Here is a 26,774-nt window from a genome sequence, read left to right as displayed (position 1 = left end):
CTCCAGCCTACGAGCGTGAGCGGCGGGCCTTCTTGCGCGGCGGAGGCAGCGCACCCTCGGCACGCAGGCGAGCGGCGTGCTCGGCGAGCGCGTCCACCAACTCGTGCACCGATGCGTTCTCCGGCCGCACATCGACCCGCAGGCCGAACTCGGTGGCGGTCTCGGCCGTCTTCGGGCCGATGCACGCAACGATGGTGCGGGCGTGCGGTTTACCCGCGATACCCACCAGGTTGCGCACCGTGGAGCTCGAGGTGAAGCAGACCGCGTCGAACCCACCGGTCTTGATCATCTCGCGGGTCTCGGCGGGCGGCGGCGCGGCGCGGACCGTGCGGTACGCGGTGACGTCGTCGATCTCCCAGCCACGGCCACGCAGACCCTCCGAGAGCGTCTCGGTGGCGATGTCGGCACGGGGCAGCAGGATCCGGTTCACCGGATCGAAGACGTCGTCGTACGGCGGGAAGTCTTCGAGCAGTCCCAGCGAGGACTGTTCTCCCGAGGGGAGCAGTTCGGGGTTGATGCCGAAGCCGCGAACCTTCTCCGCAGTCGCCTCGCCCACACAGGCGATCTTCACGCCACTGAAAGCTCGTGCGTCCAAACCGAATTCGGCGAACTTGTCCCACACTGCGCGGACAGCGTTCGTGGAGGTGAACACCACCCACTGGTAGCGGCCGTCGACCAAGCCCTTGACAGCGCGTTCCATCTGGGCGGGACTACGCGGCGGTTCCACCGCGATCGTCGGGACCTCCATCGGGATGGCGCCGTGCGTGACCAGCCGATCGGACATGTCGCCGGCCTGATCCTTGGTACGCGGCACCAGTACGGTCCAGCCGTACAGCGCGCGCGATTCCCACCAGCTCAACTTGCCGCGCTGGGTGACCACCTTGCCGATGGTGACGATCAGCGGTCCGGTGAGGGCGCTTCCGCTCTCGTTGAGCGTGGCCAGCGTCGCCTCGATGGTGCGCTGCTGGCAGGTGGTGCCGTTGACGGTGATGGCGGCAGGGGTCTGCGCGGCCAGGCCGTGCTCGGTGAGTGCGCTGGCGGTCTCGGCGAGATGACCCGACGTCGCGTGGAGCACAAGAGGTCCGGGAGCGGCAGCGAGCGCCGCCCAATCGACCTCTCCGCGGACATCGGCCTCGGTGTGTCCCGAACCCAGCGGCATACCCGCGTAGCTCGGCACAGCGGCCGTCGCGGGCAGTCCCGGGATGACCTCGAACTGCACCTGGGTACGGGCGACGGCATTCACCTCGGCCAGCACCGCATCGGTGGTCAGGGGGTCGCCTGCGACCAGCCGGACGACGTCGTGGCCGTCCTTGGCGGTGGCGACGAGAGTCTTGGCGACCTCGGCGGGATCACCCAGCGCGGGACGCACATTGCCCATCGAGTCGTCTGCCGAATCGGCACCGGACCCGGATGCGGCAGTGCCGTCGGCGTCCTGGGGATCACCCCCCTGCGAATCGCGTTGCTCGCCGCCGCTAATGTCTTGTTTGCCCGAGCGGGTCACACCGGTCGACGAACTCTTCGATGAGGCCTGCTCACCCCAGCCGACGCCGATCTGTTCGACGACCGCGGACGGCACGTCGGGATCGATGAACACCGTGACGGCGTTCTCGATCGCGGTCCGGGCGCGGACGGTCAGCAGTCCGGGATCGCCCGGGCCTGCCCCGACAAAGAGAATGCGACCGGGGGTGGTGGCCTTTTTGTTACGGCTCATGCTCAGCACTCCTGCCCCGTGGGGCTGTAGCTCGGCCCACTGTTTCTAGAGAAGCTGTCTTGCTCCCTGATCCAGTAGTTCTGCGGCGAGTTCTCGGCCCAGTTCGGCTGCCCGTTCCACCGGACCCACCACCGAGGCCTTGACCGCGTCCGATCCGTCTTCGGCCACGACCGTCGCCCTCAGCGACAGCTCGGTGAAAATGCGTCCGTCCTCGTCAATCGACTCGACCACCTCGGCCATCGCACCGACCGGCGCGGTGCATCCGGCCTCGAGGGCCCCCAGCACTGCACGTTCGGCGTCAATCGCCGCACGGGTGGACGGATCGTCCAACTCGGCGAGAATGCTCACCAGTCGGGCATCGTCTGCGCGGCACTCCACGGCCAAGGCGCCCTGTGCGGGCGCCGGCAGCATCTGAACCGGATCCAGCGCTTCGGTGACCTCGTCGGCCCGTCCGATGCGTACCAGTCCTGCTCGAGCCACTACCACCGCGTCGAGTTCGCCGCTCGCGACTTTGCCCAACCGAGAATCAAGGTTGCCTCGTAGGGGGCGGATTTCCAAACCGAGACCCAATGCTCTAAGCTGCGCCGCCCGGCGCGGCGCGGAGGTGCCGACAGTGGCTCCCGGCAGTAGCTCGCCGAGCACCTTGCCACCCGCTGCGACCAGCGCATCTCGCGGATCTTCGCGGGGCGGGGTGGCAGCGATGTGCAGCCCCGGTTCAGGGGCCGTCGGGAGGTCCTTGTAGGAGTGCACAGCGACGTCCACTTCGCCCGCGGTCAACGCCAGCCGGATCGCCGTGGTGAACACCCCGACGCCGATCTGTTGGACCGGTGCGGCCGACAGGTCGCCTGCGGTCTTGATGATCACCAGTTCGGCAGGATGGCCGGCCTTGATCAGTGCGTCGCGGATGTCGCCGGCCTGGGTGGTGGCCAGCAGCGAACCACGGGTGCCGATACGGATCGGACTCGTCTCGTCGGTGCTCAAGTCCTACCGGGCCTTTCCGTCTGTGTCGCCGAGTCCGGCGGTGTCCCCGAGCCCGACCTCCGGTGCCGACACCGATTCGGCCGCACCGGGCTTGAGTTCGAACAGTTCGCGAAGAGCTTCGGCGTAGGTGTCGCCCTGCGGCGTGCTCGCGAGTTGTTTGACCCGCACCGTGGGCGCGTGCAGCAACTTGTCGACCACTCGCCGGACGGTCTTGGCGACCTCGTCGCGCTGCGGGTCGTCCAGACCCGGCAACCGGCTCTCGAGCCGGAGGATCTCCGCCTGGACCACCTCGGCGGCGCGCTGTCGCAGCGCGGTGACCGTGGGGGTGACCTCGGCCTGACGCTGATGCATCAGATAGTCGGCCAGCTCACCCAGGACGATCTCGCGGGCGGCGAACTCGTCGGCATCGGCGGCCTTGGTGGCCTCATCGCCACGCAGACCCTCGATATCGATGATGTGGACACCGGGTAGCCGACCAGCCGCAGGATCGACGTTACGAGGCAATCCCAGGTCGCAGATCACCAATGGTTTGCTGTTCTCGCGACGGGCGAGCGCCGAATGCACCTCACCGACACCGACAACCGCGCCGATGGTGCCGGTACAGGTCACCAGCACGTCGGCGCCGATCAGCGCGTCGGTCATGTCGTCGAAACGCACCGCCCGCGCGGGGACGCCGTGGTTCTTGGTGACGTTGGCCGCCAGGTGTTGCGCCTTCTCGAACGTGCGGTTGACGACCACCAGCTCCGACACCCCTGATCGGGCCAGGTGGGCGGCGGCCAGGCCACCCATCGCGCCGGCTCCCAGGACAACGGCAGAGGTGATGTCGCCGTCGAGAATGCTCCGCGCGCGTTCGAGCGACACCGAGACGACCGATGCACCGGCGCGGTCGAGCCCGGTCTCGCTGTGGACGCGTTTGCCCACCCGCAACGCCTGCTGCGCCAGCTCGTGCAGCACTCGCCCGGCCGAGCGGTTCGCGTCGGCGCTGGCGTAGGACGACCGGATCTGGCCGAGGATCTGCTGCTCGCCCACCACCATCGAGTCCAGGCCGGCGGCGACCGAGAACAGGTGCTCGACAACGGCTTCGGAGTACCGCACGTAGGCGTACTTGGTCATCTCGTTGACCGTCATGCCCGAGTGTTTGCCCATGACCTCACCCACGGCCTCGAGGGCCGGGTGGAAGGCGTCGACCACGGCGTAGACCTCGACGCGGTTGCACGTCGAGACGATCATCGCCTCACTGATCTGCGGACTGGCCAGCAGATCGTCGATGATCTTCGGACGGTCGTCGTCGGTGACGGCGAGTCGCTCGAGGATCGGTACCGGCGCGCTGCGATGCGATACGCCGAACAGGAAAATACTCACACGCCCACCGATCTCTGATCTGATCGTGCTCTCGTCTTCGCCCCACTCCTCGGGGCACGTCCACTACTGCGCTGCTCACGTGGCACCACCGCGGAGTCCGCGTTGTGCCGTCGGGCCGCGTTGAAGGCCATCACCTGCAGCTCCAGCGCGAAGTCCACCGGCCGCACGTATACGTGCTCGGGGACGCTCGGCGCGAGCGCGGTGAAGTTCAGGATCTGGTGCACCCCGGCCTCGACGAATGCGTCGCACGTGGCCTGGGCGTCGGCGTCGGAGGTCGCGAGGACCGCGATCTCCACCCCGTGCTCTTGGCAGATGTCACCGATCTCGTCGAGCGCTCGCACGGCCAACTCACCCTCGGCCGCGGTGATCGTCGTCCCGACCAGCTCTGGATCGGCATCGAACATGGCAACGATCTTGATCCCGCGTCGCTCGAACCCCACCCGGCCCAGCAGTGCCTTGCCCAGGTGGCCGGCGCCGGCCAGCACCACGTTGTGGTTGTGTTCGACCCCGAGGGCCAGCGCGATCCGGGCGATCAGCCGGCCGACGTCGTAGCCGACGCCGCGGACTCCGCCCGACCCGACATGGGACAGGTCTTTGCGCAGGATCGCCGGATTGACCCCCGCTGCGGTGGCCAGCTGACCGGACGACACCACCATCGCGCCGCTCTCGCTCAGCGAACGCAGAACGTGGAGGTAGGTGGCCAGCCGGGCGACCGAGGCGCTGGGGATCTCGGACTGGGCGTTGAACCCCGCCGAACTCTTGGCCATGCGTCCGTCTTTCTTCTGGGCTGCATCGTCCGCGGCTTTGCGGACTCCGGTGCGCTTCACCTGCTCATGGCAGGTTCAACACCAACTCGAGGCATTACGGTACCGCTTGTGAATCGATTCACAAACTCGGCTGCGGTTCTTCTGGCCATGCGTCTGGACTAGTGTCCGGCGGCGCCCTGCAAATCGGCCCTCAACCTGGGGATATCGACATCCCAGTAGCTATGCTCACGATCGTCGAGCAAGATCACCGGCAACCGGTCTCCGAACTCGGCGCGCAGGGATGGATCGGTGGCCGCGACGGCATCGACGTCGACCTCGTCGAACTCCACGTCGAACTCGTCGACAACAGGCCGTAGATCGGCCCTGGCACGGGCGCAGGCGGCACAACCCGCCCGGGACAGCAACGTGATCCTCACCCTGCCAGTGTTGCAGGCATCGGCGACTAGGCTTGGCACCGACCGACAGGAGGCGATGGAGTGAGCACAACTCCGGGCAGTGGGGACGCCGACGGCGAGGACGATGCCGCCACCGGTTCCCGCGCCGAGCACGGCGACGACCACGGGCCTGATGACCGACGGCGCGAGCTGCCCGGGGACGGTCCGGACGACGACTCCTCTGACGACGCCCGCGACGACGACTCCCCCGAAGACGATTTCAGGGACGACGACCTCGACGACGATTCGGGGGACGACGACCTCGACGACCGGCCCGCCGGCGACCACGGGCAGCGACTGCGTCCCACCGCCACGGCGGGCCCGCTCTCCCCGTTGACGAGTCGGGTCGGGCGTTTCCGTCAGTCGGCAGCCGAACTGCGCCAGTCGCTCGCCGGTGAGGCCAGTGCTCGGGCCGCGTCGTCGAAGCTGCGGGAACGCGGACTCGACGAGAGCGAGCCTTCGACCTTCCTGGAATCCGACGAGCCCGGAACGCCGACCGACGTCCCGCCGGACCTCACCGCTGCGGCGTTCTTCGACGTCGACAACACACTTGTCCAAGGCGCGTCGATCGTGCACTTCGCCCGCGGTCTCGCCGCACGCGACTACTTCAGCTACCGCGACGTGATGGAATTCGTTTGGGCGCAGGCGAAATTCCGGATGACCGGCCGGGAGAACTCCGAGGACGTCGCACAGGGGCGGGAGAAAGCGCTGTCCTTCATCGCCGGGCGCGAGACCGACGAGCTCGTGCGGCTCGGCGAGGAGATCTTCGACGAGTTCATCGCCGACAAGATCTGGCCCGGCACCCGCACCCTTGCGCAGATGCACCTCGACGCCGGACAGCAGGTGTGGCTGGTGACCGCGACACCGGTGGAGCTTGCCCAGACCATCGCAGACCGGCTCGGACTGACCGGGGCACTGGGCACGGTGGCCGAGAGCGTCGACGGCGTGTTCACCGGACGGCTGGTCGGCGACATCCTGCACGGGCTCGGCAAGGCGCATGCCGTGCGCACCCTCGCGATCCGCGAGGGTCTGAACCTCAAGCGCTGCACGGCGTACTCCGATTCGCACAACGACGTCCCCATGCTGTCGCTGGTCGGCACCGCCGTGGCCATCAATCCCGATGCCGACCTGCGTGAGGTCGCCCGGGTGCGTGGCTGGGAGATCCGCGACTACCGCACGGCCCGAAAGGCCGCGAAGATCGGCGTGCCGACAGCCGTGCTGCTCGGCGCGGCCGGTGGCGGCGCTGCTGCCGCAGTTCGCCACCTGCGCCGCTGACTCCCCCACTCCCCGGCCCCCCGATGATGTGCCCATATGGCGGAGCCCACCTGGCGTTTTGTTCGCCATAACAGCACATCATCGGGGTGGGGCGGGAGTCAGCCGAAGTAGATGCTCGATCGACGGCTGAGCATGCGGAAGAGGGTCTGCTGGATGTCTTCGCGCACGTTGTCGGTGAGGTCGAACACCACCATCGGATCGTCGGCAGCCTGATCGTCGAAATGACCGGTCTCGATCGGGGTACCGAAGTGGATCTGCCACTTGGACGGCAACGGCACCAGACCGAGCGGACCGAGCAGCGGGAACGTCGGCGTGATCGGGATGTAGGGCAGACCGAGCAGGCGGGCGATCGGCTTCAGGTCGTTGAGCATCGGATAGATCTCTTCGGACCCGACGATCGACACCGGGATGATCGGGACCTTGGCACGCAGCGCCGTGGTGACGAAGCCGCCGCGACCGAAGCGCTGCAACTTGTAGCGGTCCTTGTAGAGCTTGCCGATGCCCTTGAAGCCTTCCGGCCACACCGCGGTCAGCTCGCCGCCGCGCAACAACTTCTGTGCGTCGGCAGTGCAGGCGAGGGTGGACCCCGTGCGGCGCGCTATGTCGCCGATGACCGGGGTGTCGAAGGCGAGGTCCGCGGCGAGCACACGCAGGTGCCGATTCCTCGGGTGGTAGTCGTGCACGGCAACCGACGTCATCAAGGCATCGATGGGGATGGTGCCGGCGTGATTGGCCACCAGCAGTCCCCCACCGTCGAGCGGCAGGTTCTCGATACCGCTCACGTCGACCCGGAACCACTTGTCGAACAAGACCCGCAAGGCGGGGAGCCACACCGACTCGGTGAAGTGGGCGTCGAAACCGAAGTCGTCCACCTCGTAGTCACCGGTCACGCGCTGACGCACGTACCCGGCGGCGCCGGTGATCGTGTCGGCGATCGTCTGCCGGACACCGTCGAGATTCAAGAAGTTCGACGACATCTCGGCGGCCTGCTCGAACCGTCCGGCCTCGAGCTGCGCGCGCACGTCCTCGCTGATCGGGGTGACCGGCGCCTGCACGAACTCATCGGTGTTCGGATGCCCGCGGTGATTCGGGTGTTGTTGTGGCGCAGCAGGTTTGGCTGGATGGCCGTTGGTCTGGGACGGATGCCGACGACGCGGCTGTCCACCGGGGCCCGGCGAACTGGAGTACAGCTGGATCACCTTGGCCGTTCGCGCGTCGGACGTACGATTCCGATTCTGCACGATCACCCACCTCCCTCAAGCATGATGCCCGCCGCCCCTACGTGGTCGTGTCGAACATTTGTCGATTGTCCCCGCCATGGTCGCCCCCGCGCCAGGCATCGGATGAACTTACCTTCTCCAGTCGCCCGGCTCACGTCAGCTGCTTCGCGGCCTGGGCTATCCACTGCTCCAAGCGCCGCCAGGCCGCCGGTGAGATCACCGGCTCCAACGGTTTTCGGGACAAGAAGTCGTCGAACGTCTCCAAGCTGGTGTACTTCGGCTCGAAGCCGAGTTCGGTGCGCATCCGGGTGGTGTCGAGCACCCGGCCGAACGTCAGGTAGTCGGCCTGATCGCCATGGAACGGGGCAACGCGCATGCCGCGGTAGACCCCGGCGACCGTTCCCAACATCCGGCCTGGGACCGGCAGAGCGACGCGGCCCGCCCGTCGCACCGCCTGACTGAGTGTCACCACACCATCGGCGGCGATGTTGAACGTGCCGGCGCGACCGGCGAGAGTCGCGTGCTCGAGCGCCGACAGGGCATCTTCTTCATGGAGGAACTGCAGTCGCGGTTCGTGACCGATCACCACCGGGATCACCGTGGCCGAGAAGTACTTGCTCATGCGGGTGGAGATCTGCGGTCCGAGCATCGCCGACAACCGCAGGATGGTGACGGACATGTCGGGTCGCCGGCGGCCGAGGCCTCGGGCATAACCCTCGACGTCGAGCAGGTCACGGGCATAACCGTGTGTCGGCTCACGCCGGGCATGGGTGTCTTCGGAGAAATGCGCGGGGTCGGCCGAACTGGCGCCGTAGATCATGCCGGACGAGCGGACGACAAAACGCTTGACCGTCGGGCTGCGCTGGCAGGCCGCGCACAGCTGCATCGTGCCGATGACGTTGAACTCTTTGATGGCAGGCGAATGACCGACGGTGTCCATCACCGAGGTCGCGGCGTGCACCACGGTGTCCACACCGGCCTTGTCGATCACCTTCGCGATCGCCGAACGCCGGATGTCCACCCGGACGAACTCGGCGCGACCGAAACGCCGCAACATGTCTTTGGACGGGGCCCGCGAGTCGACGGCGATCACCCGGTCGATGTCGGGATTCTGCGCCAGACGAGTGGTCAGATATCCGCCGAGAAAAGTCGATGCACCGGTCACCAACACAACGCGCGGCGTTGTATCCGCCACATCCCCACCCTCGACCATGTGCCCAGCGTACGGAACTTTGCCCGTCTTCATCCAGTCAGTGGCTCAGTAATTTTCCGGCGGGCACATCAGACGAGAAAGCCTTTATCAGGGCAAAACAAAACCCGCCGATATGTCGGCGGGTTCTGAACGAAAAAGAAAACTCACTTACCGAGTTTCCTGCGCTGCACCCGGGTGCGACGCAGCAACTTGCGGTGCTTCTTCTTCGACATGCGCTTGCGGCGCTTCTTGATCACTGAACCCATGTGGGAACTTCCTCACGATCTGACCGATGGTCCTTCAAGGTTTTGCCGTCCAACGAGGCTGGCTCACATAACGTCGTACGCCAGAACACAGGCGAACGGGTCGACTACCGACCTTACCGCGCCACCGTACTCGTCACGAAATCCACCGCGGCGGTCTTCGATCCAATGGCCGACGCGGACCGGGCCACCGTGGCGGCCCAGCCCGTCGGGAATGCCTCGTGAGGCCTAACCGGCGTCGAAATACGACGTTTCGAGGTAATCGTGGACTGCCTTGGCGTGCACTCGGAAGGAACGGCCCACGCGTACCGCGGGCAACTCTCCGTTGTGCACCAGGCGGTACACGGTCATCTTCGAGACGCGCATCAGTGATGCGACCTCCGCGACGGTCAGGAACTGAGTTCCACCACCGGCGTTGTCACCTGACTTGCTTGCAGATGCCATGAAATTTTCATACCTCCGGGGCACGCGTCGCGGCCGCTCGGCTTCCCCTCCGGCGGACTCCAGACACGCACGTGCTCCCCGAAGCTTAGCGTGGCGGGTGGGGTTAATGCGACGTGAGTAGGTAACTGGGTCGATTTTGTCGCATGAGATCGCCCCGGCGCGGTGCCTGACGACGATTCAGGACGTCTCGATGTTCGCCAGCACAGCGCGGCCGGTCGCCTCGCTCTTGGCCGCATTTGCCCGCATCGCCTCGGACACCGCATGACGCATGCCGTAACGCTCGAGTTCACGCAGGGCCTCGGCGGTGGTGCCCGCCGGTGAGGTCACGGCCGCGCGCAGATCCACCGGCGAGACCCCCGAGTCGGTCAGCAGCACGCCGGCACCGCGCACGGTCTGCGCGGCGAGCTCAGTGGCCATCGACCGCGTCAGCCCCATCGACACACCGGCGTCGATCATCGCCTCGGCGAGCAAGAAGACGTAGGCCGGCCCCGATCCGGACAGCGCGGTGATGGCATCCATCTGCCTCTCCGGAACGACCACCACCTTGCCGACGGTCTCGAGCAGCGTCACCACGGTGGCCACGTGCTCGTCGGTGGCGTACCGACCCGCCGCGATCCCACACATGGCCTCGCCGACCAGCATCGGCGTGTTGGGCATCACCCGCACCACCGGCGCGCCGGCAGGCAGAGCGTTCTCGTACTTCAGCATCGGCAATCCGCCGACGAGGGTGACGGTGAGCCGCTCGGCCTCACCGACATCCTCAACGTCGGCGATGATCGACAGGACGGCGTCGACATCCCCCGGCTTGACCGCGAGGACAACGATGTTGGCGCCCTCGACAGCGTCGGGGATGTCGGTGACGCGCACCCCGTAGTCCTCGGTGATCTCTTTGGCCCGGCGCGTCGACTTCTCCGCCACGACCAGATCCTTGGTCGGCTTGCCGGTCTTGATCAAGCCGGCCAGCAGCGCCTCACCGATCTTGCCGCCGCCGATGATTGCGATTCGCTGAGTCATGCTGCTCACTTTCTCACGCTGATGTGGATGTGTTCTGGCGAGTCCACCGGGGCTGATTGTTTCGCCGCAGGTCGCCTGGGATCGTCGGGGTGTGGACGACCCGCCGGCCGATGGACCGGATCGCTGCCGGGTGGTCGTCAGCCCGCGGCCGGGATCATCGCGAGTTGTCGCGATTGGACGACAACCTGGCCCGTGGAGTCGAGGACCACGTGGTCCTCTTCGAACCAGCCGTGCCCGACCTCGGTGCTCGAGGCCTGGATACGCAGCCATCCGGGCGCGGGCCGACGTCGCAGATACGTCGTCAACTGCATGGTGGGCGCCCAGCCGAACAGATTCAGGTTCATCACCACCGGCGCACTCAGGTCGCCGCAGAGGATCGCGAACAGGGCGTCGGGGTCGGCCTCCTTGGGCCGTGCCCACATCCGGAACACCGGGTCGGCCTTCTCCCCGCGGGTGAACGCGAGCGATCGCTCTTCGATGGCGATGTCGAGCACTGCGGACAGGTGCATGACCTCGCCGACCGGGCTCTTCTCGACCCAGATGACGTCTTCGGTGGGTGAGGCCGGAATCGCGGAGAGTGGGGTGGGGGCCGAGTAGTGGTTGTCCACATCGGGTGTTCCGACCGTCACGGTCGAGTGGACCAGATTGCGGCCGTTCTGATGGATCTCGACGTCGACCAGCGACACCCGGCGACCGCGCTTGCGCACCCAGACGTGCAACGTGATTTCGGCCGGGTCGGGTGCGCCGAGGTAATTGGTGGAGATGGCCATCGCGGCGAGATCGTCGGATGCGGGCTTGTCGGACGGCGCAGTGGCCCGGAAGCCGGCGAGGGCCGCATTGGCGCTGAGCATCTGCAGTGTGCCGCCGTGCACCTTGGGCCCGATGGTGAATACGGGGTCGATCTGAGCCGAGTACTCGACTCGGTCACCGCTGGGAGCGGTGATCTCTTGCAGGATGTTCAGGCGGGCAAGGCTGGGCTCGGACACAGTGCTCGGTACTCCTTCAACGGTTCTACATTCATCCCGGCCGCGGCCATCGGAAGAATCGGTGGCGGCCCGGATGGGTCGGCTACGGCCTCTCGAGATGCGTTCTCGCGAAATCCAGTGAGCGGGAAAGGATCTCACGACGCTCGGCCTTGGTGTTCACCGAACTCGTGGTGACCTCCAGAATGGCCGACCCGGAGAAGTCCCCGGCGGCCAGACTTTTACACACTTGCACACAGGGTTGCGAACCGTCGCCGGGGACCAGGTGTTCGTCCACGGCCGCCCCCGAACCATCGGTCAGGTGCAGGTGACGTAGGCCACCGCCCATCCGGTTGAGCATCTCGATCGCATCCGCGCCCGCGGTCGCCGCATGGGAGAGGTCGAGTGTGTAGTGCGCGAAACCGTCATCGGTGGGGTCGATCGACGTTGCGAAAGCAGAGACCGCAGCGCCCGGTCCCCCACCGCGCCTTCGCATCCGCCCGGCGGCCTCCTCGTACTTGCCGAAGAACCTGTCGGTGCGGACAGGAAACATGTTCTCCACCGCGATGTCGATCCCCGAGTCGTCCTCGAGTGCGTCGATCAGATCGCGGAAACCACCCGCGTACTTTCGCTGCCACCGAAACGGTGGATGCACCACCACGGTCCCGGCGCCGAGATCCTCCGCCGCGGCCACCGACCGCGCCAGCTTGGCGGCGGGGTCGCGACCCCAGACCCGTTGCGAGATCAGCAGACACGGTGCATGCACCGACAACACCGGCAGGTGGTAGCGATCGGACAGGAATGCGACCCTGTCGATGTCCTGGCTGACAGGTTCTGCCCACACCATCAGCTCGATGCCGTCGTACCCCAGATCGTTCGCGTACTGGAAAGCGGCTTCGGTGTTCTGGGGATACACGGACGCGGTCGACAGACCGATCGCGATGTCTTCTCTCATCGACTCTTTCGGAGAACCCTGCGCGGACACGGCGATCTCCTCGGGCACTCTCAGTCTCCGGCGACGAGCAAGAGAACCAACGGGCCGATGGTCACCAGGAGACCGACCCCCAACGCCAAGAGTGTACTGATCAGGTCCTGGCTGCGGCGGACCACATGCACCAGGGTGACCATGCCGAAGATGACCGCGACCGCCAGGACGAGCGCGAAATACACGTTCCAGCGCCACAGTTCGGTGAAGCCCCAGAAGAGGGCGACGCCCACTGCCAATCCGGCGAGGACCTGACCGATCAGGATCAGCCACTGCACGGTCGGCGAGTGTCGCGAATCACCGTCTGCGGTCTCAGCGCTGCCGTCGTCGTGGGTCGATCGAGCGTCCGTCCCGCCGGCCTGTGTGTCGGCAGAGGATCCGGTGAGCCGCGCCTTGACGGCCTCGGTCTCTTCGGCACTCGGGTGCACCTGCGGATGGATCAGCGGTCCGTGTTCTTCCGTGGCCCCGACCTCACGCAGGCCCGACGGCATGCCGGACGCCACCGGGTCGGTGCCCGTGAGGTCGACCTCTCGCGGATCAGGTTGCCGCACATCGCGTTTGGTCAGATCTGGACCTGACCCCTGCGTCTGCTCGTCGTCATCGACATCAAACCGGAGGTAACGACCCGCGGCTGCACCCGACGTTGCCGAGGTGGCGGGCTGCGAAGTTGCCTGCTGCGAAGTGGCAGGTTGCGGGGCGGTCTGTTCCGGCTCGGCCTGCTTCGGTCCGTCCGCTGCGGGCATCGATCGGGTGGACGCGTCTGGCTGGGCCGGATGGTGGCCGGAGTCATCGACCGTCGGGATGAGTTGGGTGACCTGATGGTCGGTGTTGCCACCGGCGTGGTCGTCGGATCGCTCAGGCGCCGACGGCGCAGGTGCCGACTCGTCCGCTTTGCGTCCGAAGCCGAACAGACCGCGTTTGCGTTTGGCCGGCTTGGGGGCGGCAGAGGAGTCGTCGACGTCCTCGAAGTTGCGGTACCGCTGGAAGTCGGCCTCGCGCTCGGCGGCGGTACGAAAGTCGTGCTGACCGTTTTCCCTGTTGTGGTCGGGGTCGTTCTCGTCGACCTGCGAATACGCCTGGACCGATACGATGACGCCGGTGGTCTCCTCATCGGGGTGCCCGTCGGACTGCTTGGCCTCTCCCGACCCGGTCTGCGAGTCCTCGCGCTCGCCAGGGTCGGCCGCCGGCATGGCTGCGGTCTGGTCGCCGCTCGGCGCCGACTCTGTGTCCGACCCCTCCGATGACTCATCGGCCCGCTGCTCATCCGCCGGCGCCTCGACATCACGGGGGCGCGACAGAACAGGACGTTCGGGCTCGCCCGGCGTCGGTGCGGCGGCATCGTCGGTGTCCTGCGCGCGTTTGGACACGTCTGCTGAGTTGAAGTCCCGGGTGGGCGGCGGGGCAGAATCGTTCACCCGAGGGATCTCGCCGGTGAGTTCGGCAACCGACACCGCGCCCTTGCCTCCACGGTGGCGACGGCCGGTCGGCGGGTTGGCTGCAGGTTGAGACCCGGTTGCCGCGTTCTCCGCGTCCTGCTCCTTGGCCCGCGCCAACAACTCGGCAACCGAGATGGGGCGTGAATCGGGATCGGATCCTCTAGCCATGAGTTAGTTCACCATCCTTAGCGTTCACCAGCCGGCAACTCGGTATCGCTGGACTCCAGGTCCAGTCTGCGCAGAATGACACCTTCGCGCAGGGCCCACGGGCATATCTCCAAAGTATCGATCGACAGTGCTCGCATGCTCGCCTCGGCCACCAGTGCGCCTGCCACGAGCTGTCCCGCGCGGTTCACACTCACTCCCTCCAGCTCGGCCCGGTCCGCCGTGGTCATCCTGGAGATGAAGGCGATCAATTGCCGTAGACCATTGCTGGTCAGTGTCCTCTTCACCCGGGGTCCAGCGCTGGAAGGCGCCGCTCCGGTGAGTCGCGCCAGCGAGCGGAACGTCTTGGAACTGCCGACGGCGAGGTCGGGGGTGCCCGCCGCGAGGAGCTCTTTGGCCGCCGGCGCCAGCTCGGCGTCGAGCCAGTCACGCAGCACCGCGACCTTGCGGCGGCCGGGCGGATCGTCCGACAACCACTCGCGGGTCAGCCGGCCGGCGCCCAGTGGCAACGACAACGCGACGTCGGGTTCCTCGTCGACGCCGTTGGACAACTCGAGTGACCCGCCACCGATGTCGAGGGCGACGATTCGGCCTGAGCCCCATCCATACCAGCGGCGCACCGCCAGCGACGTCAGTCGTGCTTCGTCGACGCCGGAGAGCACAACCACGCGCACGCCGGTCTCGTCGGCGACCCGGTTGAGTACGTCATCGCAGTTGGTGGCATCACGGACGGCCGAGGTGGCGAACGCCATCACCTGTTTGCAGCCCGAGGTGTAGGCGATCTTGGTGAACTCGTCGACTGCCTCCACCAGGCTGTCTGCACCGGGATCGGACAGCCGCCCATCGGTGTCGATCTGCTCGGCGAGCCGCAAAGTGGACTTGGTCGAGCTCATCGGGGTCGGGTGACCGCCACGGTGAGCATCGACCACCAACAGGTGGACAGTGTTGCTGCCGACATCGAGGACTCCTAAACGCACGGCTTACAACCTAGTGCGTCTACCGTTGATACTTGTGCAGCCAGCCTCCAAAATGGTGCCCACCCCCGAGGTCCCGTTGGACTTTCCGAGGGAATGGTACGAATTCGCAGACCCAGCCGACCCCGAACGCATCATCAACGCCGACCTCACCTGGTTGTTGTCGCATTGGACATGCGTCTTCGGCACCCCGGCGTGCCAGGGCATCATCGAGGGCCGCGAGAGCGATGGGTGTTGCAGCCACGGCGCCTATCTGTCCGACAAGGGCGACCGCAAGAACCTCGCCAAGGCCGCGGCCATGCTGACGCCCGACGACTGGCAGTTCTACGAAAAGGGTTCGGGCAAAGACCCCTTGGGCAAGCGGGGATACCTCGAAGAGGATGAGCTGGACGACGAGCCCGCCATCAAGACGCGCAAGTACAAGGGCGCCTGCATATTCCTGAACCGACCGGGGTTCGCCGGTGGGCAGGGTTGCGCCCTGCACTCGATGGCACTGCGAAAGGGCATCGAGCCGCTCGAGGTCAAGCCGGAGGTCTGCTGGCAACTCCCGGTTCGCCGGGAGGAGCAGTGGGTGGAACGCCCCGACGGTGAACAGGTGCTCAAGACCACGATCACCGAGTTCGACCGCAGGGGCTGGGGTTCAGGTGGCGCCGACCTGAAGTGGTACTGCTCGGGGTCGCCGGACGCGCACATCGGCGAGAAGCAGGTGTGGCAATCGTATGGACCCGAGCTGATCGCGCTGATCGGCAAACCGGCCTACGACGAATTGGCCACCGTCTGCCGTCGCCGCAGCGCGCTGGGCCTCGTCGCGGTGCACCCGGCCACGGCAAAGGCCACCCAGCGTCAAGAGGGCGACCGCAAGTACGCCCAGCACCCCGAGGCCGAAGACATCGCCGACCCCGGTCTGCCGGACGTCACCTGAGAACTCAGGGCTCGAACTTGTAGCCCAGACCGCGAACCGTCACGAGGTGTTTCGGGTTGCCGGGGTCGGATTCGATCTTCGACCGCAACCGCTTGACGTGGACGTCGAGGGTCTTGGTGTCGCCCACGTAGTCGGCGCCCCACACGCGGTCGATGAGCTGTCCGCGGGTGAGCACCCGTCCGGCGTTGCGGAGCAGATACTCGAGCAGGTCGAACTCCTTGAGCGGCAACGTCACCGACTGGCCACTGGCCGAGACCGTATGGCGTTCGACGTCCATCGAGACCGGGCCGGCCTCGATGAGTCCGCCGTCGAGGTCGTCGGTCTCGGCCGAATCGCCCCCGCGGCGCAGGACCGCCCTGATCCGGGCGATCAGCTCACGGGCCGAATAGGGTTTGGTCACATAGTCATCGGCGCCCAACTCGAGCCCGACAACCTTGTCGATCTCGCTGTCGCGGGCGGTCACCATGATCACCGGCACCGACGACTTGGCGCGGATCGCCTTGCACACCTCGGTACCCGAGGCACCGGGCAGCATGAGGTCCAGGAGGACGATGTCGGGACCGACGCGTTCGAAGACGGGCAACGCGGAGTTGCCGTCGGTGACGATGGTGGCCTCGAATCCCTCCTTACGAAGCAGGAACGCAAGCGGGTCGGCCAAGGACTCCTCGTCCTCGACGATCAGCACATGTGTCAACGGCTCAGTTCTCTCTCTTCGGTGACCACGGTCTGCGTGGTCGGTTCTGCGCTTGTGGCAGTGGACAACTCGGGGGCTCGCGACGTGGTGCGTGTCGCCAGCGGGATGGTGAGGGTGAAGGTGGATCCGGTGCCGGGTTTGCTCCACAGGTCGATGGATCCGCCGTGGTTCACCGCAACGTGTTTGACGATGGCCAGTCCCAGGCCTGTTCCCCCGGTGGCCCGCGACCTCGCCTTGTCGACCCGGAAGAAACGTTCGAACACCCGCTGCTGGTGTTGCGGGGCGATCCCGATGCCGCGGTCGGTGACGGCGATGGCCACCATCTGGCGGTTGTCGATGGTCACCACACGCCTGCTCACCGACACCGCGGTACCGCTGGGCGAGTACGCGATTGCGTTGGCCACAAGATTGTTCAGGGCGGTGAGCAACAGGGTGTGGTCACCGTCGACGTGCAGATCGGAATCCTCGTCGGTGGTGAGTTTGATGCCGGCGGCCTCGGCGTTGATCTGGGCGCGGTCGATGACCTCGTCGATGAGCACGTCCACCTCCACGTCCTCGAGGTCGGGCAGCTTCTCGGCGCCCTGCAACCGCGACAGCGCGATCAACTCCGAGACCATGTTGCCCATGCGCAGGGCCTCGATGCGGACCCGCTCTCCGAAGTGCTCCACCGAGTACGGGTCGTCGGCCGATTCCATCAACGCTTCGGCCAGCAGTCCGATGGCGGCGACGGGCGTCTTGAGTTCGTGCGAGACGTTGGCCACGAAATCGCGGCGGGTCTGCTCGACCCGCATGTGTTCGGAGTCGTCCTGGCCGTAGATGACGGTGTAGCGCTCGTCTCCGTCCGAGATCCGTTCGGTGACGCACGAGACCGACTGGATCTTGCGGCCCGGCCCCCGGCCGGTGGACACGAAGGCACCGATGCCCTGCGGCGGCACGAAGGTGAACCTGCTGGTGTCGCCGCTCTCGAGGGTGTACCTGGCGTAGTCCCACACGTCGTCGTCGAGGAGATGGTCGCGGACCATGCCGAGGGCGTTGGCGCGATCGTTGAAGAACACGACGTCGCGGACGTCGTCGACCACCGCAACACCGGTCTCACCACCGTCGATGATCAGGTCGAGCAGGGTGGCCCGGGTCATCCGGGGAACCCGGGCGGACGACGGATGCAGAAGTGGTGTGACGTCGGACTCGACCGGCGTTGCCGATCGGGCGAGGTCGGAGAACGCGGAGGCGGCGCGCCTGCGGCCCAGATACCATCCGGCCGCCACGCCGATAAGAAGTGCCAGCACGCCCACTGCCGCGATGAAAATTGCGGTCACAAGCAAATCTTACGGGCAGGGCAACAGGACACCACAGCAGAATGCTGGGCAGTGACGGTCGGTAACAAGTCAGCGCGCAAGTGTTCGGACGCTGTTCATCCGATGGTCGCCGAAACAGCCCCGCACGCGCGATCGGCAGGGATCGGACTCATCGAATCGAGGTGACGTCCAGGGTGGATCAGCGGGTGACCTCGGTGGCCATCGGCGCATATTGCGGATGTTGTTCGATGAAATAGCCGACGTACGAGCACAGCGGTACGACTTTCTTCCCGGAGCGCTCGATATCGTCGAGGACGTATTTCACCAGGTGCCCGGCATACCCTTTGCCACTGAATTGATCGAGCACGACGGTGTGGGTCAGCACCACCTGCTCGGGCTCACTGACGTAGTCGAGATATCCGACGTATTGCTCGCCGTCGAAGATCTCGTACCGTTCCTGGGCCTGAGAATGTGTCACGCGGATATTTGCCATGCAATGCTCCCCCGCCTCAGCTGGATTCGCCGGTCAGATGGGCAAGCGCCATCATGAGACCAGGGTAGACCTGATCAACGGGTACGAGAGCGGGATGCGGCAATCACTTGATCGCGAATTTCCGATCGAAAAGAAAGAGCGATTGCTCGCTATTTACTACCCTGCGCCGCCACCGCCGCAGCGCCCTCAGCGGCAGCCTCGGGGTCCAGATATGCGCCGCCTTTGATGACCGGCTGGAGATTGTCGTCGAGGTCATAGCGCAGCGGATTACCCGTCGGGATGTTCAGCCCCGCGATGTCGTCGTCCGAAATCCCGTCGAGGTGCTTCACCAGGGCTCGCAGCGAATTGCCGTGCGCAGCCACCAACACCGTCTTGCCCGCCTTGAGGTCGGCGACGATGGTCTCGTTGTAGTACGGGATCAATCGGTCGACAACATCCTTGAGGCATTCGGTCTGTGGAACTGCCGGCAGGTCCGCATACCGGGGATCTGCGTCCTGGCTGTACTCGCTGCCCTTCTCCAGGACCGGCGGCGGGGTGTCGTAGCTACGGCGCCACAACATGAACTGGTCGTTGCCGAACTTCTCTTTGGTCTCGGCCTTGTTCAGACCCTGCAGAGCGCCGTAGTGCCGCTCGTTCAGACGCCAGTCACGCACCACCGGGATCCAATGGCGGTCGGCCCTGTCCAAGGCGATCTGAGCGGTCGAGATCGCGCGCCGGAGCAGCGAGGTGTACAGGACGTCGGGGAGCAGATCGTGCTCGACGAGCAGTTCGCCGGCGCGTACCGCTTCGGCCTCGCCCTTCTCGGTGAGGGCAACGTCGACCCAACCGGTGAACTGGTTGGACGCATTCCACACGCTTTCACCGTGACGCATCAAGATCAGGGTTCCGTTGCTCATAGAGCAGTAGTTTTCCACAGGCCCACCGACGCGGCATTCGACACCTATCGGTCGATCGAGGCCACACAACAACAACACACCGCGCGGATCGACCCCCTACACTGACGCCATGCTCTCAGGCGCGTGGAATTTCCGTGACGTATCCGGCCTCAAGACCACCGAAGGACGTTGTGTCGCTTCGGGTTTGCTGTTCCGCAGTTCGGAACTGAGCAACCTCGACGACACCGGCGGGCAAGATCTCATCAACCTCGGCGTCACCGATGTCTTCGATCTGCGTGACTACGCGGAGATCGAGAAGAGCGGGTCGGACCGCGTTCCGGACTCGATCGAGGTGCACATCGTTCCCTTCGATCTCCGGCCAGACGGCAAGGCACCACACGAGATGTCGGGCGACGACTACATCGCCAACCGCACCCGCTACATGTACGACGTCTACGCACAGATGCCCGCGCTCCCCGGCGCGATGAGCACGGTGGACCAGGTGATCAAGTTGCTCGGCGACCCCGATCGGCGGGTTTTGGTGCACTGCGCAGCCGGCAAGGACCGCACCGGCTGGGTGGTGGCCGCCGTGCTCACCGCGCTCGCGGTGGATCCCGACGAGATCATGGCCGACTACTTGGAGAGCAACGGCGACATCGACGCCCTTCGCGCGCACCTGCAGCGCATCTACGGCCCACCGGAGGGCGGCGAACCGATCGAGATCTCCGATGACCTCCTCGGGGTGAAGGCCGACTACCTGCAGAGCGCACGCGAGGCCGCCATGGAGAAGTTCGGCACCTTCGACGACTATCTGACGGCCTGCCGGGTGACCCCGGGTGACCTGGATCGCTTACGCGCCCGCATGCTGACGTAGTCACAAACAGGCCCTATCCGGGCTCCGAGTGCAGGTCAGCGCTCGTGTCCGATTTGTTTGGCGAACTCATTTGCATGCATGATGCAAGTAATGAAACGTGAGTCGAACACCAATCCCAACCCGAACCTGCTGATCGCGGTGTTGTGCTTCGGGGGGTTGCTGGCATCGTTCATGCAGACGCTGGTGATTCCGATTGTCGGCAAGCTGCCGGAGTATCTGAATACCAGCGCCGACAACGCCTCGTGGGTGATCACGTCAACGCTTCTCGCGGCTGCGGTGGGTATGCCGATCGCGGGGCGATTGGCAGATATGTTCGGCAAGCGCAGCGTCATCCTGGGATGTATCGCCGCGATGATCATCGGGTCCATCATCTGTGCTCTGACATCGCTGGTGATCCCGATGATCGTCGGTCGTGGACTGCAGGGCCTGGCGATGGGTCTGATCCCCTGCGGCATCAGTTTGCTGCGGGACAAGCTGGAGCCGGCGCGGGTCCCCGGGGCCATAGCGACGATGTCCGCGACCCTCGGTGTCGGCGGTGCCATCGGTTTGCCGGTCGCTGCCTGGATCACGCAGACCTTCGACTGGCACGTGCTGTTCTGGACCTCTGCAGGTCTCGCCACCTTCACGTTCATCCTGGTGTTCACGCTGGTGAGCGAGTCGCATGTGAAGTCGCCGGGCACCTTCGACATCATCGGCGCAGTAGGTCTGACCACCGCGCTGGTGGCGCTCTTGCTCGCGTTGTCGAAGGGTGCGACGTGGGGTTGGACCAGTGTCACGACGCTGGGGCTCACCGCCGCCGGTGTCGTGATCCTGGCTCTCTGGGGCTGGTTCGAACTGCGCACGAAGACGCCACTGGTGGATCTGCGCACGTCTCGGCAGCCGGTCATCGTCTTGACCAACGCCTCGTCCGTGCTCGTGGGCTTCTCGCTCATGGCGATCGGCTTGTCCGCGCCGCAGCTGCTGCAGATTCCCAACATCCCCGGAGTGGTCGACTACGGCATGGGCGAGACGATCCTGGCCACCGGCCTGATCCTGGCGCCGGGTGGACTGATGATGATGTTCCTGTCCCCGGTGTCCGCGCGGCTCAACATCGCCATCGGCCCGAAGTTCACACTGCTCATCGGCGCCTCGGTCATCGCGGCCGGCTACGTGACGTCGGTCTTCCTGATGGCTGAACCATGGCAGATCCTGGTGGCCAACATCATCGTGAGCACGGGTGTCGGGATCGGATACTCGGCGATGCCCGCTCTCATCATGTCCGCGGCTCCGCTGCATCAGATGGCTGCGGCGAACAGCCTCAACTCGCTGATGCGCTCGATCGGCACCGCCATCGCATCAGCCCTGCTCGCAACGATCCTCGCCAGTTCGGTCATCGATCTCGGCGGTGGCCAGAGCGTTCCGTCGGAATCCAGTTTCCGGCTGGTCTTCATCGTCGGCAGTATCGCCGCAATCGGCGCTGCCCTACTGGCGTTGTGCATCCCGAACAAGTACGTCCGGCACGCCGGCGCCGGCGCGGTGGAGGCGAACCGTTCGAGCGAAAAGGTCGCCGCCACAACCGATTGACGCCAGATATCCACCGAATACACAAAAGACGCTCCACCGGCCGGCGGAGCGTCTTTTGTATTGGTAAAGCTCTCTGGCGACGCTGTGAGACGCCGGGACCAGACGGATCAGGCGGGCTTGCGCAGATCCTTGCGGAGGATCTTGCCTGCCGCGCTCTTCGGGATGGCGTCGATGAACTCCACCTCGCGGACCTTCTTGTGCGGCGCGACCTGCGAGGCGACGAACTCGATCACCTGCTCACCGGTGAGATCGGAGCCTTCACGCTTGACCACAAACGCCTTCGGGATCTCCTCGCCGGTGTCGGCCTCGATCACGCCGATGACCGCAACGTCCGCGACATCGTCGTGGGTGAGCAGCAACGCCTCGAGTTCGGCGGGCGGCACCTGGTAGCCCTTGTACTTGATGAGTTCTTTGAGCCGGTCGACGATGTAGACGCAGCCGTTCGCATCGACCCGCGCCATGTCACCGGTGTGCAGGAACCCGTCGTCGTCGATGGTCTCCTTGGTCGCCTTGTCGTTGTTCAGGTAGCCCGCCATGACGTTCGGGCCCGCCACCCACAGCTCACCCGGCTCGCTGAGCCCTTCGGCCGGGATGTCGATCTCGTCGCCGGTGGCCGGATCGACGATCTTGTTGACCGTGTTCGGGATGGGCCAACCGCACGACGACAGCGGCGCCTCCGGGCCGTCGCCGGGTTTGCTGGGCATGGCGTGGCTGACCGGGCTCAGCTCGCTCATGCCGTAGCCCTGGATGACCCGGGTGTTCAGCCGCTTGGCGACAGCATTGCCCAGCACCTCGTCCAGTGGCGCGGCACCCGACATGATGGTGTTGACCGACGACAGGTCGTAGTCGTCGATCAGCGGGTGCTTGGCCAGCGCAACCGCCACGGGCGGCGCGATGAACACATAGCTGCACTTGAAGTTCTGGATGGATTCGAGGAACTGCACCAGATCGAAACGCGGCATCACCACGAGCCTCGCCCGGTTGTACAGCGCAAGGTTGAGCAGCACCGTCATCCCGTAGATGTGGAAGAACGGCAACACCGCGAGGACCGAGTCGTCGTGGGACATGTTCAGCAGCGGCTGGCTCTGCGCCACGTTGGCGACCAGGTTGCGATGGGTCAACATCACACCCTTGGGGTTGCCGGTGGTGCCCGAGCTGTACGGCAGGACCGCAAGATGGGTGGCCGGGTCGAAGCTGACGTCCGGAGCCGCAAGGCCGGCACCCAGCAGATCGAGCGCGTTCGGGTGAGGGCTCTCGGCCTCTCCGGGCCCGTTCAACAAGATCACCGCGCTCTCGGGCAGACCGACCTGCGCTGCTGCCGCCTTGGCCTGGTCACCGAGCTGGGTGATCGTGATGAGCATCTTGGCACCCGAGTCGGTGAGCTGCTTGGCGATCTCGGGCGCGGTGAACAGCGCGTTGACGGTGGTCGCAGTGGCGCCCGCCCGCAGGATGCCGTGGAACACGAACGCGAACGCCGAGGTGTTCGGCGACAGCAGTGCAACCTTGTCGCCCACCTCGATGCCACGCGCCGCCAGGGCTCCGGCGAAGGCGTTGATCCGGCCGATCAGCTCACGGTAGGTGGTGCCCTCGGTGGCGCCGGCGTCGATCAGCGCGGTCCGATCCAGGTCCTCCTCGCTGATCGACCCGAACAACGTCTCGTAGATCGAATCCTCGGAGATCTCCACAGGGGGAAAGGGACTCTTGAAACTCATGATTCTTCGGCCTCCGGCGTTGTTGTTGACGATCAGTCAACAACAGTAGCAATGCCGGTTGTCAGGGTCTGCCGAATCGGACAGTTAGTCGTCCAGACCGACGTCCGACGACGGGGTTGCCGCGTCGAATGCCTGCGGCCGACCGTTGTCGCCCTCTTCGCGACCCTTCTCCACGCCGCCGATCGGCGCGCCACCGGCAGAGGGCGTCCCATCGCCCCCGGAAAGATGTGCACCGCCTTCACCGCGGGCACGCTCACCGTGCGACCGGGGCGCGCCGCCGTTGCCGTTGTGCGACGGCACCGATCGACCAGGTGCCCCGTCTGACCCGTCACCGTCGATGAGGTGCTCGAACGCCTTGAGGTTGTTCAGCGACTCACCGCGCGAGACCCGCCATGCCCATTCACGCCGGATCGAAGTGATGAACCCGATCTCCAAGAGCACGTTGAAGTCGCCGTCGGCCGCTTCGAGGACCTGCCCGAGCAGCCGGTCCAGTTCGGCGTCGGTGATCGACTCCGCCGAATGCCTGCCGACCAGGTAGATGTCGCCCGAGTTGTCGAGCGTGTACGCCACGCCGTAGAGCCGTCGGTTGCGTTTGAGCATCCAGCGGTAGACGCCCTCGTGATTCTCGTCGGGTTTGCGGCAGACAAACGCCTCGATCCGCAATCCGTGTGGGGCCACGGTCAGCAGCACCGTGGTCTTGAGCTTCTTCTCACCCGGTAGGTCCACCACGAAGTAGTCGGCGTCCTTGCCGCCGGAATCCTTACGGCTGAAGGTCATCTCGCGCTGGGTGAGGAATTGGTCGATCGTCGAACCGAGCTCTGAGGTGATCTGTGATGTCATGTTCGTGCCCCATTTCTACGTCCGGCGAACCGGCGTGCCATCCGGGCCAGAGGTCGGGCTTCGGGTTCGGCCACGACTCCGTGCGGAGTGCTTTCTTCTGAGAGGTTGCCCAGCGGCTGGGTTGTACCCGGATCGGGCGCATTCGATACCTGTGCGCGATTTCGCCGGAAGCTGTCGATGGCCCTGCCGTAACTGGCCAGCAGCTGATCCGCGGTGTGATCCCACGAGAAGTTCTGGGCGTGCCGGTGCGCGGCCTCTCCCATTGCCGCGAGGGCGGTTTCGTCCCCCAGCAGACGGTCGAGTTCCCCGGTCCAGCGGTCGATCCCGTGCCCGTCCACCAGGACACCACTGACGCCGTTGTCGACGGCCACCCCCAGCCCGCCGACATCCGCGGCGAGCACTGGTATCCCGGCCGCCTGCGCTTCGATGGCGACCAATCCGAAGCTCTCCGAATAACTGGGCACCGCAACCACATTCGATGCGCGGTACACCTTGGCCAGCGACTCGGGCGATTGCGGCGGGATGAACGTGACGGACGACTCGATGCCGAGGTCACGGCTGAGCTCGATCAGCGACGTGGGGCGTTCCAACCCGGAGCCGGACGGTCCACCGGCCACCAGTACCCGGAGTTTTCGTCCGTTCGAGAGTCCGCGCCGGATCAGCGGCGCCGCAGCCCGGAGCAACACGTCCGGAGCCTTGAGCGGCTGGATCCGGCCGACGAACGTCACCACCACCTCGTCAGGGTCCAGTCCGAGGTCGAGCCTGGCGTCGATGCGCGGCCCAGGCGTGTAACACTCGAGATCAGCGCCGGGGGTGACCACGTCGATCCGCGACGGGTCCGCGTGATGGATCGAGATCAGTTGCTGCGCTTCGGTTTCGGTGTTGACGATCAGACGGTCGGCCTCATCGACGACCTGCTGCTCACCCACCTGCCGCATCGGCGGTTCGGGGGTGTCGCCCTCGGCTAGCGAGGCGTTCTTGACCGCGGCGAGAGTGTGCGCGGTGTGCACGAGAGGTACTGCCCATCGGTCGCGGGCCAGCCAGCCGACCTGTCCGGACAGCCAATAGTGCGAGTGGACGAGGTCGTAGTAGCCCACCGGCCGTCCCGCCTCGGCCCGCAGGACGCCCGCCGTGAACGCACACAACTGTGTGGGCAGGTCCCGCTTGTCCAGCCCCTCGAACGGACCGGCCACCACGTTCCGCACGGTCACCCCCGGGGCCGCCTCCACCACGGGCTCATCAGCCGATGATGTTGCGCGCGTGAAGATCTCGACCTCGACACCACGCTGCGCCAGACGTTTGGCGGTCTGCCACACGTAGACGTTCATCCCGCCGGCGTCTCCGACCCCGGGCTGGGCCAGCGGGGACGTGTGCACCGAGATCAGCGCCACCCGCCGCGGAACCGCGGGACCGCCGGCCGGAGTCACGACCGGACTCCCCTGGCCGGGTCGTAGGACCGGATGGACTCGGCCACGAAGCCCTCCACCTGACGCGCGAAGGTGTCGGGATCGTCGACGAACGGTGCGTGACCACCGCCTTCCCAGAACTCCGCAGTGGCTGCCGGGATGAGAGACGTGGCGTGTTCGGCGCACGAGATGTCGGCCACCGCATCGGCGGTGCCGTGGATGACCAGTGCGGGCACATCGAGAGCCGCGAGGACATCGTCGTGGTCGGCGCCGCGGCCGAACAGTGCGCTGCGCACCGCGGGTGCCGTGGCCAGCGATGTGCCGAGGAAGCGCTGGATGGTGGAACCGTCACCGAGTGGTGTCACGGCGGCGACGAAGTCGGACAGCGCCGCCACCGCCACCTTCGGATCGTCGGACAACGCATCGGGCAATGCGGCGCGCATCGCAGGCCCGATCCGCCCACCGGGCTTACCCCGCCCCATCGAGGTGGTCGCTCCCACCAGGACAACACCCGCAACGGTGTCCGACGCTCGCCCCAGGGTCGCGAGGTGGTCGCACAAGACCAGCCCGCCGTACGACCAGCCGAGCAGGAACACCGGCTGGCCGGACCCGACCTCGGCGGCGAGCACCGCAGCGACATCACCTGCAAACTGCGCCGGTCCGAAGTTCTCAGCGGTCGTCGCACCCGGGGGTACGCCGGACTCGCCGTGCCCGCGCAGATCCATCGCGATGACCCGATGCTCGCGCCCGAGGAGTTCGAGTAGGTGATCGCCCCAGCAGGTGGATGACTGTGCCCAACCGTGGATGAGCAGCAGTGCCGGGCTGTCTGCGTCGGCGGCCCGCCCGGCGACCCGATAGCTGATGCGCGTGCCGTCGGGTGCCTCGACCTGGCCCATGGTGGTGCCCATGAGTCCA

25 protein-coding genes and 1 pseudogene are annotated in these 26,774 nt (G+C 66.0%); 4 read left to right on the top strand and 22 right to left on the bottom strand.

Annotation, left to right across the window (positions count from 1 at the left end; translation table 11 throughout):
• Positions 1–7: 7 nt before the first annotated feature.
• From WIMU1_RS11775 to WIMU1_RS25775, 5 genes are all read right to left on the bottom strand, one after another.
• A complete protein-coding gene (locus WIMU1_RS11775) occupies positions 8–1,711 on the bottom strand; it encodes a bifunctional uroporphyrinogen-III C-methyltransferase/uroporphyrinogen-III synthase (RefSeq protein WP_062797644.1) in 1,704 nt (567 codons plus the stop codon).
• A 45-nt stretch (positions 1,712–1,756) separates the two neighbouring features.
• Complete coding sequence (gene hemC / locus WIMU1_RS11770; protein WP_023961348.1) at positions 1,757–2,692, bottom strand: hydroxymethylbilane synthase; 936 nt, start codon at positions 2,690–2,692, stop codon at positions 1,757–1,759.
• A gap of 3 nt (positions 2,693–2,695) precedes the next feature.
• Positions 2,696–4,054, bottom strand: coding sequence for a glutamyl-tRNA reductase (locus tag WIMU1_RS11765; protein WP_062797286.1), 1,359 nt, complete (start codon positions 4,052–4,054; stop codon positions 2,696–2,698).
• Complete coding sequence (locus tag WIMU1_RS11760) at positions 4,051–4,881, bottom strand: redox-sensing transcriptional repressor Rex (RefSeq protein ID WP_245968922.1); 831 nt, start codon at positions 4,879–4,881, stop codon at positions 4,051–4,053. The genes WIMU1_RS11765 and WIMU1_RS11760 overlap by 4 nt, the downstream gene beginning before the upstream one ends.
• Positions 4,882–4,979: 98 nt before the next feature.
• Entirely contained in the window at positions 4,980–5,237 is a 258-nt protein-coding gene (locus tag WIMU1_RS25775; protein WP_084248173.1) for a glutaredoxin family protein, read from the bottom strand.
• Positions 5,238–5,405: 168 nt separating this feature from the next.
• Here WIMU1_RS25775 and WIMU1_RS11755 point away from each other — a divergent pair, with 168 nt between their 5' ends.
• Positions 5,406–6,530 carry an HAD family hydrolase gene (locus WIMU1_RS11755; protein ID WP_120802932.1) on the top strand — a complete coding sequence of 375 codons (1,125 nt, stop codon included), beginning with the start codon at positions 5,406–5,408 and terminating at the stop codon, positions 6,528–6,530.
• Positions 6,531–6,628: 98 nt separating this feature from the next.
• On the opposite strand, the gene WIMU1_RS11750 is transcribed toward WIMU1_RS11755, so the two are convergent.
• The 9 genes from WIMU1_RS11750 to WIMU1_RS11710 form a co-directional block, all read right to left on the bottom strand.
• Positions 6,629–7,774: a lysophospholipid acyltransferase family protein gene (locus WIMU1_RS11750; RefSeq protein ID WP_062797641.1), complete on the bottom strand. Its 1,146-nt coding sequence runs from the start codon at positions 7,772–7,774 to the stop codon at positions 6,629–6,631.
• A gap of 127 nt (positions 7,775–7,901) precedes the next feature.
• Positions 7,902–8,963, bottom strand: coding sequence for an NAD-dependent epimerase/dehydratase family protein (locus WIMU1_RS11745; protein ID WP_023961333.1), 1,062 nt, complete (start codon positions 8,961–8,963; stop codon positions 7,902–7,904).
• A 143-nt stretch (positions 8,964–9,106) separates the two neighbouring features.
• Positions 9,107–9,208, bottom strand: a complete 102-nt coding sequence (locus tag WIMU1_RS25770) for a 30S ribosomal protein bS22 (protein ID WP_003402602.1) — start codon at positions 9,206–9,208, stop codon at positions 9,107–9,109.
• Positions 9,209–9,433: 225 nt separating this feature from the next.
• Positions 9,434–9,649 carry a helix-turn-helix domain-containing protein gene (locus tag WIMU1_RS11735; protein WP_023961329.1) on the bottom strand — a complete coding sequence of 72 codons (216 nt, stop codon included), beginning with the start codon at positions 9,647–9,649 and terminating at the stop codon, positions 9,434–9,436.
• 177 nt (positions 9,650–9,826) lie between these two features.
• A complete protein-coding gene (gene proC, locus WIMU1_RS11730) occupies positions 9,827–10,663 on the bottom strand; it encodes a pyrroline-5-carboxylate reductase (protein WP_023961327.1) in 837 nt (278 codons plus the stop codon).
• Between the two features lie 137 nt (positions 10,664–10,800).
• Positions 10,801–11,649 carry a thioesterase family protein gene (locus WIMU1_RS11725; RefSeq protein WP_174548718.1) on the bottom strand — a complete coding sequence of 283 codons (849 nt, stop codon included), beginning with the start codon at positions 11,647–11,649 and terminating at the stop codon, positions 10,801–10,803.
• 82 nt (positions 11,650–11,731) lie between these two features.
• Positions 11,732–12,580, bottom strand: a complete 849-nt coding sequence (locus WIMU1_RS11720) for a sugar phosphate isomerase/epimerase family protein (RefSeq protein ID WP_031333064.1) — start codon at positions 12,578–12,580, stop codon at positions 11,732–11,734.
• 50 nt (positions 12,581–12,630) lie between these two features.
• On the bottom strand, positions 12,631–14,214 hold the full coding sequence (locus WIMU1_RS11715; RefSeq protein WP_062797280.1) for an Rv0497 family membrane protein: 1,584 nt from the start codon (positions 14,212–14,214) through the stop codon (positions 12,631–12,633).
• Between the two features lie 17 nt (positions 14,215–14,231).
• Positions 14,232–15,188 carry a Ppx/GppA family phosphatase gene (locus WIMU1_RS11710; RefSeq protein ID WP_023961317.1) on the bottom strand — a complete coding sequence of 319 codons (957 nt, stop codon included), beginning with the start codon at positions 15,186–15,188 and terminating at the stop codon, positions 14,232–14,234.
• Between the two features lie 52 nt (positions 15,189–15,240).
• Between WIMU1_RS11710 and WIMU1_RS11705 the strand changes: the two genes are divergently transcribed.
• Positions 15,241–16,107, top strand: coding sequence for a DUF3109 family protein (locus tag WIMU1_RS11705; protein WP_062797278.1), 867 nt, complete (start codon positions 15,241–15,243; stop codon positions 16,105–16,107).
• A gap of 4 nt (positions 16,108–16,111) precedes the next feature.
• Here the strand turns inward: WIMU1_RS11705 and WIMU1_RS11700 are convergent, their stop codons facing one another.
• The 4 genes from WIMU1_RS11700 to WIMU1_RS11685 form a co-directional block, all read right to left on the bottom strand.
• Complete coding sequence (locus WIMU1_RS11700; protein ID WP_023961315.1) at positions 16,112–16,801, bottom strand: winged helix-turn-helix domain-containing protein; 690 nt, start codon at positions 16,799–16,801, stop codon at positions 16,112–16,114.
• Entirely contained in the window at positions 16,798–18,117 is a 1,320-nt protein-coding gene (locus WIMU1_RS11695) for a sensor histidine kinase (RefSeq protein WP_062797277.1), read from the bottom strand. Before WIMU1_RS11695 ends, WIMU1_RS11700 begins: the two co-directional genes overlap by 4 nt.
• 178 nt (positions 18,118–18,295) lie before the next feature.
• Positions 18,296–18,589, bottom strand: a complete 294-nt coding sequence (locus WIMU1_RS11690; RefSeq protein ID WP_023961312.1) for a GNAT family N-acetyltransferase — start codon at positions 18,587–18,589, stop codon at positions 18,296–18,298.
• Positions 18,590–18,738: 149 nt separating this feature from the next.
• Positions 18,739–19,485 carry a phosphoglyceromutase gene (locus WIMU1_RS11685; RefSeq protein WP_062797275.1) on the bottom strand — a complete coding sequence of 249 codons (747 nt, stop codon included), beginning with the start codon at positions 19,483–19,485 and terminating at the stop codon, positions 18,739–18,741.
• Between the two features lie 109 nt (positions 19,486–19,594).
• Here WIMU1_RS11685 and WIMU1_RS11680 point away from each other — a divergent pair, with 109 nt between their 5' ends.
• Both WIMU1_RS11680 and WIMU1_RS11675 read left to right on the top strand, forming a co-directional pair.
• Positions 19,595–20,338 carry a tyrosine-protein phosphatase gene (locus WIMU1_RS11680; RefSeq protein WP_062797273.1) on the top strand — a complete coding sequence of 248 codons (744 nt, stop codon included), beginning with the start codon at positions 19,595–19,597 and terminating at the stop codon, positions 20,336–20,338.
• Positions 20,339–20,428: 90 nt separating this feature from the next.
• Positions 20,429–21,901, top strand: a complete 1,473-nt coding sequence (locus WIMU1_RS11675; protein WP_062797272.1) for an MFS transporter — start codon at positions 20,429–20,431, stop codon at positions 21,899–21,901.
• A 107-nt stretch (positions 21,902–22,008) separates the two neighbouring features.
• Here WIMU1_RS11675 and WIMU1_RS11670 read toward each other — a convergent pair whose 3' ends face one another.
• The 4 genes and pseudogenes from WIMU1_RS11670 to WIMU1_RS11655 form a co-directional block, all read right to left on the bottom strand.
• Positions 22,009–23,613 (bottom strand): AMP-binding protein, encoded by a 1,605-nt coding sequence (locus WIMU1_RS11670; protein WP_062797270.1) that lies wholly within the window; start codon positions 23,611–23,613, stop codon positions 22,009–22,011.
• Positions 23,614–23,850: 237 nt separating this feature from the next.
• A pseudogene (locus WIMU1_RS11665) lies at positions 23,851–24,453 on the bottom strand (type III secretion system chaperone family protein); the annotation flags it as partial.
• On the bottom strand, positions 24,450–25,880 hold the full coding sequence (gene mshA, locus WIMU1_RS11660; RefSeq protein ID WP_062797268.1) for a D-inositol-3-phosphate glycosyltransferase: 1,431 nt from the start codon (positions 25,878–25,880) through the stop codon (positions 24,450–24,452). The gene mshA and the pseudogene WIMU1_RS11665, both read right to left, overlap by 4 nt.
• Positions 25,877–26,767 carry an alpha/beta fold hydrolase gene (locus tag WIMU1_RS11655; protein WP_062797266.1) on the bottom strand — a complete coding sequence of 297 codons (891 nt, stop codon included), beginning with the start codon at positions 26,765–26,767 and terminating at the stop codon, positions 25,877–25,879. The genes mshA and WIMU1_RS11655 overlap by 4 nt, the downstream gene beginning before the upstream one ends.
• Between the last annotated feature and the right edge of the window lie 7 nt (positions 26,768–26,774).

This window comes from Williamsia muralis NBRC 105860 (assembly GCF_001598915.1).
GTDB classification, from domain to species: Bacteria; Actinomycetota; Actinomycetes; order Mycobacteriales; family Mycobacteriaceae; genus Williamsia; species Williamsia muralis.
This window is presented reverse-complemented; position numbering and strand designations above follow the sequence as displayed.